Origin of the sequence: Virgibacillus sp. (assembly GCF_013393565.1) — a bacterium.
In the GTDB taxonomy this organism is placed as follows: domain Bacteria; phylum Bacillota; class Bacilli; order Bacillales; family Amphibacillaceae; genus Virgibacillus; species Virgibacillus dokdonensis.
Genome location: NZ_JABXHF010000058.1, coordinates 1 through 14,232 on the forward strand (window position 1 = coordinate 1; position 14,232 = coordinate 14,232).

Below are 14,232 nucleotides of genomic sequence, written 5' to 3' on the forward strand. Positions count from 1 at the left end.
TAATCGATTTACTTAAATCTTTTTTGTTTTTATGAATTGATTTTAAGCCTGGTAATATAGAGTAAAGCCAACCTGCTGCTTGCATACGCTCATAGTTAAATGAAGCTTGTAATAATAAAGATCTCCATGCTAATTTTCTAAGTTCCTTCGGTTGTAAATCCGGAGCAGAAGTTGTATCTTCATAATGATAACTATTAGATGCCATCCGTAATCTCCTCCTCTTTAGGCGCAGGACCTTGTTTATTTTTATTTTGATAAAAATCATATAGCGCTATCGCTAAACCAATTAAAGCGATTGCTAATATTGGTAATTCTAAATATGCCGCAAGAATAAATCCTACGATAAAGAACATAATATACTCTACTTTCATCATAATTCTCAGTAGCATTGCAAAACCAATAGCTGGCATAATTCCTCCTGCAATGGATAGTCCATCAATAATCCATTGGGGGACAGTTTCAACAAAGGCAGCAGCTTGTTCTGCTCCAAAATAAATTGGTAAAAATGCGATAAGTGCATTAAAAGAAAATAGAATGGCAATACCTAAATAATTTATCCTGTCTATCCCTTTTGTATTTGCATCTAAAGCAAATTGATCTGCTTTATGCATGACAGGAGCAAATAATGTGAAAAATAATGTGATTAATCCTTGTACCGCCACCGCAAATGGTATTGCTACCCCCACAGCCACTTGTGGGTCCTGACCAGCTATCACACCAAAGGCTGTACCAATAACTCCTCCAATAACTACATTTGGAGGTTGGGCTCCTGCAAGCGGAACCATTCCCATCCAAATTAATTCCAATGTACCCCCGACAATTAAACCAGTAGTTACATCACCTAAAATTAAACCGACAACTAAACCGGTAACAACAGGACGGTGCATGTGGGTTAAACCTACATATAAATCAATCCCAATAATACCTGCCCAAATAGCAATTAAAATCGCTTCCATTAACATGTTTGATTCCTCCTTTATAGCGTAAGTTATTTAAGAAGATCCATAATGTCTTGCCCTTTTTCGTTTGGAACTCCTCTTAAATCAAGCGTTACCCCCATATCATGCAGCTTATTAAATGCTTCAATATCTTTTTCATCAACAGACACAGTAGAAGAGATTTGCTTTTTCCCTTCTGCATAATGCATATTACCTATATTGATATGGTCTATTGGTACACCACCTTCTTTTAAAGCTAGTGCATCATGAACATCTTTAACGACGAGAAATATCTTTTGCCTTGGTGAAGCCTTATGGATCACATCAATGGTTTTTTGAATAGAAAAGTACCTTGCCTGAATAACATCTGGCAACACCATATCCATCAAACTCTGTTGCACTTCGTCTTGTGAAACTTTATCATTGGCAACTACGACTAGATTTGCTCCTAAATGGTTAACCCAAGTAACTCCCACCTGGCCATGTATTAAGCGATTGTCAATTCTTGTTAACAAAATATTTGGTTTTGTAGTCATTTTTTTCATCCTTTCGATTTGTTTAAATAAAGGTTGAGAAATAAGATTTTTATTTCAATTACTGTAGAAATGCACTGCTATAACAATTTAATTGCTTTTAGGATGCAGTAATACATTTTAAAACACGTACTTTCACTTATGTCCCAACCTCATTTCTTACCATAAAGTAAAACCCTGCAAAAATAGGCATCTATTGCTGTAGCCCATATTTATTTACACGTAACCAGCCTTTCATTATGCGAATGACATAGGGTAAATCGTTACGCCTTGCACTACGCGATTGACGGATCCGTCTGGGCTTGGGTTATCTGGCGTAATTCCTAATTGAATCGATTTTTTCAGTGCTAAAACTTGTGCAAATACGACGTATAGTAAAGATAGGTAGAAATCATTTTCTAGTGACTGCTTGCTATTATTAACAGACACTGTCCAGTTTGCATATTGACTTACTTCCTCATTATCCATTTCAATAAGCGCAACCGTTTTAATGTCCTTTGGTTCTCCGGATAACTCTTTTAATATATCCAAATCATATTTTCGTGTATAAGCATCTCGAGACATAAACAGTACGACGATGGATTTGTCATTCAAAATAGATTTCGGCCCGTGACGGAATCCTAACGAAGACTCGTGAACAGCTACCACTTTACCTGCTGACAGCTCAAGCATTTTTAAAGCTGCTTCATGAGCAAATTTCCCAAGCGAACCAGAGCCTAAATAAACAATCCTGTCCATACTATGCTCTAACACCGCATCTACCGTATTCACAACGCTTTCAATAAATTTCTCTCCATTAGTAATAACCGTCTGTAGCTTCTCACCTGCATTAGTATCTTTAGAAAAAGCCAAATAACAAATGACCATCATACTCGTAAAGCTGCTTGTCATAGCAAATCCTTGATCATGCGCTTCTTCCGGAGTAAGAATCGTTAAGCTGTTCTTATCATCTTTTGTGTTGACTGCCAGCTTCCCTTCTGGATTACATGTAATATTTACTTGATAAAAATGTTCGATCCTATCTGTTGCCAACTTAACCGCAGCCAAACTCTCCGGACTATTCCCTGATCTTGCGAACGATACCAAAATGGTTGGTACTTTCTTGAAGAGATAGTTAGTCGGATTAGAAACGAGATCTGTTGTTGCAATTGCTTCAAATTGCACCTTTCCCTGATCTTGTTTTTGTAATTCGGGAACTAATATGTCACCAGCAAACGCTGACGTTCCAGCACCAGTTAAAATTACTCGCACTTTCTCATGCTTACTATATATAGCATGTAAAAAGTTGTGAATTTCCTCCTTTCTCTCTGCAAATATGTGTAATGTTTTATTCCAAACTTTAGGCTGCTGATAAATTTCTCGAGCCGTATGACCTGCCTTGCCTTTTTCTAATTCTTTCTGAGTTAAACCAAACATGATGCTCCTCCTTCATTCATCTGGTTATGTTGTCATAACCAGTTGTGTTATGAAATAGCTCTATTAAGTATAAAATGAACTCAATAGAGGTTTTTTACGTTAGTTCTACTGTATAATCAAATTTATCGCCTCGTGCTACGCTAATGGTATACTCAATGAGTTGCTCGTGGTGATAGGCAAATCGTTTAATTAACATGGCTGGTTGCTGGGTTGGAGCATTTAAATAACCAGCTTCTGTTTCCCGTAATTGGGTTGCTGAAAAACGTTCAATTGCTCTCGTAACGTGGACCTGATAATCATGTGAAAAAATATCATACATAGGCTTTTCCATCAATTTTTCTTTTGTTAAATATGGAAACCACTTCTTTGGTAAATAGGATGTTTCATACATAAGTGGTTGTTCATCTGCAAGTCGTAAACGTACGACCTCAAATACTTCATCCAATGGTTCTAACCCCATTTTATTTGCTATCCTAGTATCAATTGCTATCTCTTTAAAAGATAAAACCTTGGTCATCGGCGTCTTTCCCACTTTTTTCATTTCTTCTGTAAAGCTATACAGTTTGACTAAATTTTGTTCAATGGAGGTAGCCGATACAAATGTTCCTTTTCCATGTAACTTATAAATATAACCTTCTCTTTCTAACTCTTGCAGCGCCTGCCTAACCGTAATCCTACTTAATTTATACATATCACACAGTTCGCGCTCAGAAGGTAATTTATCATGTTCTTCATACGTCTCTTGTTCGATTTTCTCAATGATTTCGTTCATAAGTTGTAAATATAAAGGCACCTTACTACTTTTGTCCAAGACTTTAAATGCCCTCCTCTCTATGTGGTTATAACCAGTTGTTGATTTTAGTATAAAATAAATTTTACATAATGTAAAGGCTTTTATACGAATGAAATGTACATAGTTGCCACTAGTATAATACAGATACATATCTATTTTTTCACATAATGCGTTGCATACAGCTTTTCCACATAAGGACTTCCTGACTTCGAAAATCGTAACTGCTGTTTTGATCCTTTTCCCCAAGATTTATATACCGTTTCAGAAGGCTTTAAATCCTGTTCTCGGGCAAACTTTCTTAACGTTTGCAAGATAAATTGCAGTTTGGATAGGTTACCAAGTATCATTCGCTCTAAGTAGGAAACCCTTTTACGCCTCCAATCTTCCACTTGCTTCGGAGTAATTCTTTCCATTTTTATTAATAAATCTAGCGGACTAATGTATCCTTTTTCTTGCACTAATTGTGCCGCATAATAGCGAACGCTTTTTCAATTTTTTGTTTACTCATTTTATCCCTCAGTTTAAAATGTGCATACTTGGTATTATGTCTTCCCCAATTCCTCATAGTTTCTTCACACTTTCTTCACCTATAAAGGGTAACCTAAGATACAATGAAAGGCATTATGTTACACCTTGCAATGACTGATGGAGATATCCAAGATTTAGCATTAGCTTATAACTTTCTATACTATTACCTGTAAGGCAAAAGCTTTATAATTTCATCCACTATTCTAAATAGGCCTGCAAGTTTCATCTGTTCCTAAAACAAGTTACAATGAAGGAAAGGAGTGCTCTGCACATGAATGATAACCAGACGAATACGATTAGAAAAAGATATAATCGTATAGCGGGTGTCTTTGATATCATGGATAATATGATTCAAGAAACATGGCGAAAGGATGTTACTCAACAAGCTGAGGGAAAAGTACTTGAAATCGGCATCGGAACTGGTAAAAACTTAGAATACTATCATGCAAATGGAAGAAAAGATCATTACGATGCTGGAACAAATCTCTACAAGCGTACAAGAACAAGGGGAACGAATTGGTTCACTAGAATCACGTTTTGATTCATTAGAGCAAAGATTTGATAATCTGGAATCGCGCTTCGATAACCTCGAGCAACGTTTCGTTAATCTGGAATCACGCTTCGATAACCTCGAGCAACGTTTCGCTAATCTGGAATCACGATTTAGTCAGCAAGAACAAAGACTTGATGAGCAAGGGCAGAGAATCGCAACTATTGAGCAAAAACTGGATGAACAAGGGCAAAGAATTACAACTATTGAACAGAGACTTGATGAACATAAAGATATCTTAACTGCACTTCTCTCTGGGCAAGAATATTTAAAAGCAGAAATAGACGCAATGCGTGTAGAAAATGCAAAAGAATTTGGTTATGTGAAGAAAGAGATCAGTAACATGCATATAAACTTTGCTGTATTGCGAGAAGATGTATGGACGAATAAAAAAGACATCTATCAGCTAAAACAAGCAAGCTCGACTTAACTACCATAGACTTGCTTTATTTTTTATTTTTCAAAAAATATCCTCTGTTTTTCTCTTCAACAAAGTCCCCAAGACTAATTATCCTATTATTACATGACATCCCCTTTTCAATTGTAAAAGGGGATGTACATATCTATTAGGGATTATTTAAAAAAACTTAGCTTATCATCAAGTATCATGGTGAAAAACGCCGTCAATTTACTTATACTATAGACTTAAAAATATATGCCTTCTTTCGTGTAAAAAAATACGCAGCCCTCGCGCAGTTAAACCTGTCTATTATTAGCAATCTTCAACATATACATCATTCAAGCATGAGTAAATATGGCGCAACACGATGAAAAAAGTTGCTTTCTTCATACAAGCCATGTCGTTTTCCTATCCTAAAACAGAATCAAATATTTCCACCAAAAGCAACGCTACAGCACCCAACACAGTAGCATCTTTCCCAAGTTTCGTTACCTTCACTTCTGTATTTTTTGCACCTTCTGTCAATGCATTGTTATTGACTGTCTTTTTAATAATAGGTAAAAGGAATTCCTCACTTTTCATAACCCCTCCACCTAACACAATTTTTCCTGGATTGACAATATGTATTACATTGGTTAAGCCAATACCTATAGCAAAGCCTGTTTCTTCTAATACATCTAGGTACAGTGCATTTCCATATTTTGCAAGTTCGAATACACTCTCTGCAGTAAGTTTAAAAGAATGCACTTCTCCTCGTTCAGCTAATTTTCGCTCTGCACGCATAGCAATTGCAGAACCCGTAGCAAAAGTTTGCAAGCAACCGCGATTTCCACACTCGCAAATTTCTCCGTTAATGTCGATCGTCATATGACCTATTTCTCCAGCAATATCTTTTGCACCATGAAATAATTTTCCATCTGTTACAATCCCAGCGCCCACGCCTCGTCCTAAATTAACAGTCACCATACTACCTAAGTCACCATGACCACCAAACCATGCTTCACCTAGAGCCATTGCACGCGCATCGTTTTCCACTTTTACCGTCACACGAAACTCTTGTTCTAAAGCTTCTTTTATCGGAATATCCGTTAATTGTAAATTAGGAGCATATAAAGCCCTGCCTGTTGCGACCTCGACAACACCATGCATCGCCACACCTATACCCATAACCTCTTCCATCTTCACATTCGCATGACGTACAACCTCATTAATACTCTGTTTCATAACATCTAGAAAGGAGGCCTCTGTAATCGGAGTGTTTAACACATATGATATACGTCCTAAAATTCTACCACCCAAATCAGCAACAATTGCCTTTATCTTCTCCGGACCAGCATCCACTCCTACCAAATAGTAGGCTGTTTTATTAATATAAAGCATCGTAGGTCTTCTCCCACCCATTGAGGTGGCCTTTTTCTGTTCATAAACCATACCTTGCTCTAGTAATTCTTTAACAATACTGCTTACTGTAGGGGGAGTCAGTTCTGTTTCCTTAGCTATTTGTGCCCTAGAAATCGGCTCGCACGTCCTAATTTTATTTAAAATAATTGATTTATTTACTGATTTCATTAACTGAAATGTTCCTCGTTGCATAGCAACCTCCAAAATGATAGCAAAATATTTGTGTGCAACTTATCTCTTTAGAAAAACGTCGTCGTTTTATTTTAATAGAGCAAAAAAATATCAGACTTTTTGAATCTACTGTAAATTATTATACCATTCCCATTGTTAGATGAAAAAGGCTTGGCTTATTGGAAAATATTTCTGATGTTTTCCTAGCAGCGTATAAAACACCGCATTTGGGCTTTGTACCTATATTTCATAATAGATGGTAGTTCTCCTAATGCGAGACGAGGCGGTTTCTTATACGATAGCCCTTATAAAATTATATTTTCCTATACTGTTAGAAAAATTTGCTTAACGCCAAATCTTTCTAGCGGAAACTGTGGTTTTTCTTATTACTATAAGCCTTAAAAATTTATACCTTCCTATAGTGTAAAAAGAAGAGACTTGGCAAACCACCAAGCCAGACGGATATGTTAACAACCTATACACGCTTTGCAAAGGTAAAGTCTACCCCTACTTCAATTGCCTATCATTTGGATAACCTTTGTTTAGCACTACTTTTCCCTTTATAATTGACAGCAATAATTCCTATTGCCACTAACCCTAAAGCTCCAATAATATATACATCTAATGTCTCCGCTGGAATAAAGATAGCTGATAAAATGGCTCCAGATACAGGAGTAATAAATTTAAACATGCTTATTTCGCCAGCTTTATTATACTTTAAGATCGAGTACCACAAAGCAAAGGCAGCCGCAGACAATACAGCAGAATATACGAACAACCAAAACCCTAAAGGCGTGAAAGTCATCGCTCCACTTTCTAACTGTGGTACTCCAAAGATCAACATCAGACTAGCACCAATTGACAATTGCCATCCTGTTATAGCAAACGGATGAATACCAACGGCTAACTCTTTTGCCATTATTGTACCAATGGCACCTGTTAATGCCGCTAAAATCATATAGCCCTCCCCTGTAAATTGGAAGCTAAGCTGGAACTCCTGCCCCCAATTAGCAACAATAATTCCGGCAAAACCAGCCGCTAAGCCAATACCTTTTTTCCAATTCATCCGATCATTGCTATAGAAAAAGTGAGCTAATATAACGGTAAAAAATGTACCGCTTGAGACTAAGATCGCCCCTTGCATTCCAGAAACTTTCGCTAACCCGTTATAAAAAAAGAAGTATTGCAATCCTGTTTGGATAATACCAAATATCGTCAAAAACAGCATTTGCCTTTTCGTTACCATTAATCGCTTTCGATCTACAAGGAAGAGACCAATTAATATGATTAAACCTGCTAGTAAAAAGCGCATTCCTGCAAACACAATTTTAGCAATTGTATCATCTGCTGCCATTTGTAACTCATCATAGCTTACTTTCAAAACAGGAAAAGCACTGCCCCATAAGATGGAACAAAAAATAGCAATGCCCACCACAATCCATTTTTTCTCAAAAACACGATTCACTTTATGCCATCTCCTCTATATTCCATTTTCTATTATTCTTTATGAAAACGCATTTCATCATCTGCATTCCCCGAAAATATTGAATTTAAAATGTGAAGGTACAATACTCTATTATTTAAACATACAGACCTATTGTCAAACATATCGTTTTGTTGTACATTTATATTAGTTAATTAATTTAATTAACTAATATAAATAAACTATATCACCAAAATTCAACAGGAGGCCTATAAAAATGAACGATTTACGTACGACATTTAAAAATATGTTTAACAATGTAGCAGAATCTTCCATCTGTTTTGCACCTGGAAGAATTAATTTAATTGGCGAGCACACGGATTACAATGGCGGGTATGTATTACCTGCAGCTATTTCCTATGGTACCTATGCGCTTGGTGTTAAAAGAACCGATCAAAAGTTTCGCTTTTTCTCTGAGAACTTCCCTGAATCAGGCATTATAGCATGTGATTTAAAAGACCTTTCCTTTCAACAAGCAGACCAGTGGGCAAACTATCCAAAAGGTATGATTCAAGCGTTAAAAAATAGCAACTACCCCATTCATACCGGAGCTGACATTATGTTTTATGGGAATATCCCTAACCAAGCAGGTCTTTCTTCCTCTGCATCCATTGAATTAGTAACCGGGATTTTATTACAAGAACTGTTTCACTTCGAAGCCGATAAGCTTACCTTCATTCAATTGGGGCAACAAGTTGAAAATGCGTATATGGGAGTAAATAGTGGTATCATGGACCAATTTGCAATTGGGCTAGGTAAACAAGATCACGCTATTCTATTAAACTGTAAAACGAATGATTTTAAATATGTCCCCCTTCACTTGCAAGAATATGAGATCGTTATCATCCATTCCAATAAGCAACGTACATTAGCAGACTCCAAATATAATGAACGATTTAATGAATGTCAAGAAGCGCTAACCGCATTACAAACTGTATTGCCTATTCAACATTTAAGTGACGTTTCCTTGCAACAATTTCACGCCTATAAGCATGTCATTACATCCCCTACGATTCAAAAACGAGCGAAACATGTTATATCGGAAAATGCTCGTACGTTACAAGCCAGTACAGAACTAAAAAATGACAACTTATCCGCATTCGGAGAGCTTATGAATTTGTCTCATCAATCATTGCAAGAAGATTATGAAGTCACGGGAAAAGAACTGGATACGATAGTCCACACTGCATGGAAGCAGGATGGTGTGCTAGGTGCTCGCATGACTGGAGCTGGATTTGGCGGCTGTGCTATAGCTATCGTTGCTCAAGAAAAAATAGACGCATTTAAAGCGAATGTAAATAACACGTATCGACAAACAATTGGTTACGACGCCTCTTTCTATACAGCATCAATCGTTGATGCTGCCAAATCATTGGATATCGCATCAAATCAATAGTAGCTTCATGCATATTTTGCGCTTTGGAAAGGAAGGTTGACATGACTAACATTGATACACTTATAAACAAACTTATCCAACAGGCTGTTCAAAAAAATTTAATCGAACAGCTAGACACCGTTTATGCAAGAAATCAAATAATGGCGCTACTAAAGCTCGAATCCTACCACATTCCATGTAATAAGGATGAACAGCTTACGGTAAATGAAACGATTCCTGATTTATTAGAGCAATTGATAGCGTGGGCTGTCGAAGCGCAGATAATTGAAAACGTTTTTGATGACAAAGAAATTTTAACAGCGAACATAATGAATTGTTTTCTAGATAAGCCTTCAACGATTCACGATACATTTTATAAGAAATATGCAGAATCGCCACAAGCGGCCACCGACTATTTTTATCAATTAAGCAAGCATAGTAATTATATTCAAGTTAAACGAACACAAAAGAATGTCCATTTTACCACGCAGTCAACGTACGGAGAAATAGAAATAACAATTAATTTGTCCAAACCTGAAAAAGATCCTGAACAAATTAAACGAGAACGTGAATGGAAACATACAACCAGCTATCCCAAATGTGTTCTATGCAGAGAGAATGAAGGTTATGTCGGGCGGACAGGTTATCCAGCAAGAGCGAACCACCGCGTCATTCCTATTCCTTTATTAGACGAAGTTTGGTATTTACAGTACTCCCCATACGTTTATTACAATGAGCATAGTATACTGTTGTCTGAAGAACACTATGAGATGAAAATTGACCAACATACATTTGCTAGGTTGCTCGCATTTGTGGAGAGATTCCCGCATTATTTTATAGGTTCTAACGCAGATCTTCCCATTGTAGGTGGCTCTATTTTAAGTCATGATCATTATCAAGCTGGCCGACATACATTTCCCATGAGTCATACCCAGTCGATATGTTCATTTTCGATAAAAGGTTTTTCACAAGTTGAAGCAGCTATTTTAAAATGGCCGTTATCTGTCATCCGTTTACAAAGCAGGCAAAAAAACGAACTGATCTCCTGTGCAGCGTATGTGTTAGACGTGTGGAAAAGCTATACTGACGAAGCTGCAGAAATCATTTCTGTTACAAATGACATTCCCCATAACACGATAACGCCAATAGCAAGATGGCGAGGGAATGTGTATGAATTGGATCTCGTTTTAAGAAATAATCGTACAATAGAAGAACATCCAACTGGGATTTTCCACCCTCACAAAGATGTGCAACATATAAAAAAGGAAAATATTGGTTTAATTGAAGTGATGGGCCTTGCCGTCTTGCCAGCGAGATTGGAAACCGAGTTAGGTGAATTAAAGCGCTTTTTATATAATCAACCAAATAAATTAGCCGGCTATCACAGCGATTGGGCTCATGAAATAAAACGCGCTTATAGCAACGCTGAATTAGAGCTTCATGCAGAGACAATTATACAAGCTGAAGTGGGGAAAAAGTTTATTCGCGCACTAGAAGATGCTGGCGTTTTCAAACAAACAGGCATACAAGCTTTCAAGCGATTTATAAACGAGCTGAATCAATAATGGAGTGAATAGCAAATGGAGATAAAAGAAAAAACGGTTCATACGAATTGGAAGCTACGAACATTGATAAACGATAATCATATGCAAATAAGCTTTCTCGATTATGGCGGTGCCATCACCGAAATTGTCGTACCTGATAAACAAGGACAATTGGATAATGTCGTATTGCACTACAATCATTATCAAGATTATGAAGCCAACCCATTTTATTTAGGTGCTTTAATCGGAAGAGTTGCTGGCAGAATAGCAAATGCCTCCTTTTTAGTGAAAGGAAAAAGGCACTTTGTTACTAAAAATGAGGGGCATCATCATTTACACGGTGGTATAAACGGCTTTAGTCATGTGCTCTGGCATGTTACTACAGAGCAAACAGAAAAGGATGTTCGTGCTATTTTGACACACCATAGTCCTGATGGAGATAATGGTTATCCTGGCAATGTGAAAGTGACGATCAGCTATATTTTGACAAATGAAAATACGTTTACGATAGATTATAAAGCGACAACGGATCAAGCTACTCCTATCGCCTTAACGAATCATAGCTACTTCAACTTGCGAGGAAGTAAAGGCGAAACAGTGAAGCAGCATTATGCTAAAATGAAGAGCGATATTTGCTTGGAATTAAACAAAGACCTCATTCCTACAGGGCGCTTTATTACAAACGCACATGCTTTTAATTTTCAATCTTACCAGCAATTATGTACAGGCATGAATGCCAACCATGAACAAAACAGCATCGCCGGTAATGGGTATGACCATTATTTTTGTTTCGCGAAAGAAAAAGATAAGCAAGCATGCTTACTCGATAAAAAAACAGGCAGAACACTTCACGTTACAACCAATCAACCTGGCATGATTTTATACACTGGTAACTATTTACATGAATCACATAAACAAATAGAAACAACATTTTCTCGTTACCAAGGAGTGTGTTTGGAAACACAGGGTTCTCCAGTTGCACTTATCTACAAACACTTACCAAGTATTATGTTAGAGCCGAATGAAATCTATCATCAAACAACTGCTTTTTCCTTTGGAATAAAGGGTTAAAAGGCTACTTTTAGAAAAACTTGGCTATGTCGATTGAACACCGTCGTTTAATCCATAAAATTTTATATACCAATGATGCCTAGGTTTCAAGCATCATTGGTTGTCTTCATGAAGATTGATATTAAAATGATAAAACCAGAACATAAATAATGACCTACTATAAATCTTTTATGGACTTTCATTTTCGGGGTAATCTTACTAGATAATTTTATCTACAATACTTATTTATCTTCATATTTTATTTCATGCCTATGACAAAAATCAATCGCGATTTCCTTTAAACGGTTATGATGATAGTCATACCAATCGTCTTCTAGGTCTATTGCGATTATTTTATCTTTAAACCTACGAAAAGCGCCCTTCCCTCGTATCGCTGTTAACAATTGCTGTTGATGTCGCTCATTTTTTACTGCTAGACAAAAATCTTCCATAATGTCGTATTCATTCATATCATATTTACTCGGAATGGTTTGATATTTCTCAAAAGAAAAAACAATATCTTCTGCCAATTTCAACTGTTTTTGTTCCCACGATGGTAAATGATCACCCTTTTCGCCATCTTCTGCCATACTTAAAAACTCTCTCATGATGTAATACGGTTTCCCCTGTTTTCTTATTCACAAATCCATTTAAATCATCAGATTGCATATCCATCTCGTCGATTAAATCGGATAGTTTTAGAGCTTGGCTCATCCTTATTCCCTCTATTCTATAAAATAATTTTTCCCTCTTGTGGGTTCTTCACCCGTTACAGCCTCATGTGTCTTATCGTCAAATTTTTATGACGAAAAACGCCATCGTTTTACTTCTACTATAAATGCTTGAAATTTACACATTTCTCCATCCTAGAAAGTTAAAAATGAATTTCTTTCGTCAATGAAGGATCTCACGCAAATCGAAGCAACGCGTTATATTTAAGAGCTATGTTTCATCTTGTAATAATGCTACAAAATGAGCAATAATTTTTGCGGTTAAACCCCAAATCACTCTATCCTCGTAATAGTAAAATAATTCCTCCATTTTCGGTGTGCTCCAATTGTAATCTCTTCCCCCCTGAATATCATGATAAGGAAAATTCTCTTCCGGTATCACTTTAAAACTCACTTGATAAGCTTTTGGTTTCGTATCAAGGAAAAAACGTAAAGGTACCGAAAATACTTCTGCCACCTCTGCAGAGTTAGGATTAATGGTTTCTATATTCTCGACAGTCCCAGTAAAAGGAAATACAATCCTTCCAAAATCAGATACAATATAGTCTAAAGGAATTACATTACGAATTTGCGTTTGCTCTATCCCCAATTCTTCTGATGTTTCCCGTAAGGCACAATGCAACTCATCTTTGTCACTTTGTTCCACCCGCCCACCTGGAAAGCAAACATCTCCTGGTTGACTCCGCATATGCTTCGACCGAACTTCAAAAAGCAGATGAGTTTCATTATTTACTGCAATCAATGGGATCAGAACTGCAAATTCACGAAAATGCTCCCTCCCTAGGATGGTCGGTTTTCGATGTTGCAATCGTTCAATAACTTCTGCTGTATTCATTATGTCACCCCTAGCCACGCTACCTACACTTATTATATAACACTTATAGTTAAGTTGAAATCAAACCAAAACGATTAGATAGAATGACCTTCAGAGCTTTCCTTATTCTTAACGACAATATCTGCAAACAAGCGAGAGATCCTCTAAGAGAGCCGCCCTAAAGCGTTTAGCAAAACTTGCTTATTGTCAATTATTGATGTCGAAAATTATACGATGAACCTCCACATTTTACTATAACCTTATGTATTGTGCATCACTAATATTGATGACTCATAAATCCCTTAGTTGAAACAATTAATTAATTCATGAAATTTAACAACCCCTTCTACTAGCTAAATGATGATCGTATATGGACACACGATCTAGCAATGAATATGATCTTTTTGTTTTCCAATAATGATATTTACTATATCGTCACAAGCTTTGCAAAAAATACATTGACCATTCCTGAAGCGCTCACAAATAGACCCCTGTAACATAACAC

16 protein-coding genes are annotated in these 14,232 nt (G+C 36.7%); 5 read left to right on the plus strand and 11 right to left on the minus strand.

The window, feature by feature from the left end; translation table 11 throughout:
* The 6 genes from HLX49_RS12580 to HLX49_RS12605 all read right to left on the minus strand — a co-directional run.
* Nucleotides 1–205 (minus strand): PTS system mannose/fructose/sorbose family transporter subunit IID (locus HLX49_RS12580; protein ID WP_296362288.1); only part of this gene is annotated, 205 nt, incomplete at its 3' end.
* Nucleotides 195–962 carry a PTS N-acetylgalactosamine transporter subunit IIC gene (gene agaW / locus HLX49_RS12585; protein ID WP_073009554.1) on the minus strand — a complete coding sequence of 256 codons (768 nt, stop codon included), beginning with the start codon at nucleotides 960–962 and terminating at the stop codon, nucleotides 195–197. The genes HLX49_RS12580 and agaW, both read right to left, overlap by 11 nt.
* A gap of 26 nt (nucleotides 963–988) precedes the next feature.
* Nucleotides 989–1,474 (minus strand): PTS N-acetylgalactosamine transporter subunit IIB, encoded by a 486-nt coding sequence (agaV, locus tag HLX49_RS12590; protein WP_101932810.1) that lies wholly within the window; start codon nucleotides 1,472–1,474, stop codon nucleotides 989–991.
* Between the two features lie 234 nt (nucleotides 1,475–1,708).
* Nucleotides 1,709–2,887 carry an SIS domain-containing protein gene (locus HLX49_RS12595; protein ID WP_296362292.1) on the minus strand — a complete coding sequence of 393 codons (1,179 nt, stop codon included), beginning with the start codon at nucleotides 2,885–2,887 and terminating at the stop codon, nucleotides 1,709–1,711.
* Between the two features lie 94 nt (nucleotides 2,888–2,981).
* A complete protein-coding gene (locus HLX49_RS12600; protein WP_296362294.1) occupies nucleotides 2,982–3,698 on the minus strand; it encodes a GntR family transcriptional regulator in 717 nt (238 codons plus the stop codon).
* Nucleotides 3,699–3,832: 134 nt separating this feature from the next.
* Entirely contained in the window at nucleotides 3,833–4,093 is a 261-nt protein-coding gene (locus HLX49_RS12605; RefSeq protein ID WP_296362296.1) for a hypothetical protein, read from the minus strand.
* 386 nt (nucleotides 4,094–4,479) lie between these two features.
* On the opposite strand from HLX49_RS12605, the gene HLX49_RS12610 reads away from it, so the two are divergent.
* Nucleotides 4,480–4,749: a hypothetical protein gene (locus HLX49_RS12610; RefSeq protein ID WP_296362298.1), complete on the plus strand. Its 270-nt coding sequence runs from the start codon at nucleotides 4,480–4,482 to the stop codon at nucleotides 4,747–4,749.
* Nucleotides 4,679–5,188 (plus strand): coiled-coil domain-containing protein, encoded by a 510-nt coding sequence (locus HLX49_RS12615; protein WP_296362300.1) that lies wholly within the window; start codon nucleotides 4,679–4,681, stop codon nucleotides 5,186–5,188. The genes HLX49_RS12610 and HLX49_RS12615 overlap by 71 nt, the downstream gene beginning before the upstream one ends.
* 378 nt (nucleotides 5,189–5,566) lie before the next feature.
* On the opposite strand, the gene HLX49_RS12620 is transcribed toward HLX49_RS12615, so the two are convergent.
* Entirely contained in the window at nucleotides 5,567–6,751 is a 1,185-nt protein-coding gene (locus HLX49_RS12620; protein WP_296362302.1) for an ROK family transcriptional regulator, read from the minus strand.
* A 502-nt stretch (nucleotides 6,752–7,253) separates the two neighbouring features.
* The gene (locus HLX49_RS12625; RefSeq protein ID WP_101932815.1) at nucleotides 7,254–8,195 is read right to left on the minus strand and encodes a DMT family transporter; all 942 of its coding nucleotides are present in this window, start codon (nucleotides 8,193–8,195) and stop codon (nucleotides 7,254–7,256) included.
* A gap of 235 nt (nucleotides 8,196–8,430) precedes the next feature.
* On the opposite strand from HLX49_RS12625, the gene HLX49_RS12630 reads away from it, so the two are divergent.
* Genes HLX49_RS12630 through HLX49_RS12640 form a run of 3 tightly spaced genes read left to right on the plus strand, consistent with a single transcriptional unit; the run spans nucleotide 8,431 to nucleotide 12,203 of the window.
* Nucleotides 8,431–9,609 (plus strand): galactokinase, encoded by a 1,179-nt coding sequence (locus HLX49_RS12630; protein WP_296362305.1) that lies wholly within the window; start codon nucleotides 8,431–8,433, stop codon nucleotides 9,607–9,609.
* 41 nt (nucleotides 9,610–9,650) lie between these two features.
* A complete protein-coding gene (gene galT, locus HLX49_RS12635; RefSeq protein WP_296362306.1) occupies nucleotides 9,651–11,153 on the plus strand; it encodes a UDP-glucose--hexose-1-phosphate uridylyltransferase in 1,503 nt (500 codons plus the stop codon).
* A gap of 15 nt (nucleotides 11,154–11,168) precedes the next feature.
* Nucleotides 11,169–12,203, plus strand: coding sequence for an aldose epimerase family protein (locus tag HLX49_RS12640; RefSeq protein WP_296362308.1), 1,035 nt, complete (start codon nucleotides 11,169–11,171; stop codon nucleotides 12,201–12,203).
* A gap of 221 nt (nucleotides 12,204–12,424) precedes the next feature.
* Here HLX49_RS12640 and HLX49_RS12645 read toward each other — a convergent pair whose 3' ends face one another.
* The 3 genes from HLX49_RS12645 to HLX49_RS12655 all read right to left on the minus strand — a co-directional run bounded on the left by HLX49_RS12645 (nucleotide 12,425) and on the right by HLX49_RS12655 (nucleotide 13,748).
* On the minus strand, nucleotides 12,425–12,790 hold the full coding sequence (locus HLX49_RS12645) for a UPF0158 family protein (protein WP_296362310.1): 366 nt from the start codon (nucleotides 12,788–12,790) through the stop codon (nucleotides 12,425–12,427).
* Nucleotides 12,747–12,896, minus strand: a complete 150-nt coding sequence (locus HLX49_RS12650) for a hypothetical protein (RefSeq protein ID WP_296362311.1) — start codon at nucleotides 12,894–12,896, stop codon at nucleotides 12,747–12,749. The genes HLX49_RS12645 and HLX49_RS12650 overlap by 44 nt, the downstream gene beginning before the upstream one ends.
* A gap of 228 nt (nucleotides 12,897–13,124) precedes the next feature.
* Entirely contained in the window at nucleotides 13,125–13,748 is a 624-nt protein-coding gene (locus HLX49_RS12655; RefSeq protein ID WP_077706335.1) for an NUDIX hydrolase, read from the minus strand.
* Between the last annotated feature and the right edge of the window lie 484 nt (nucleotides 13,749–14,232).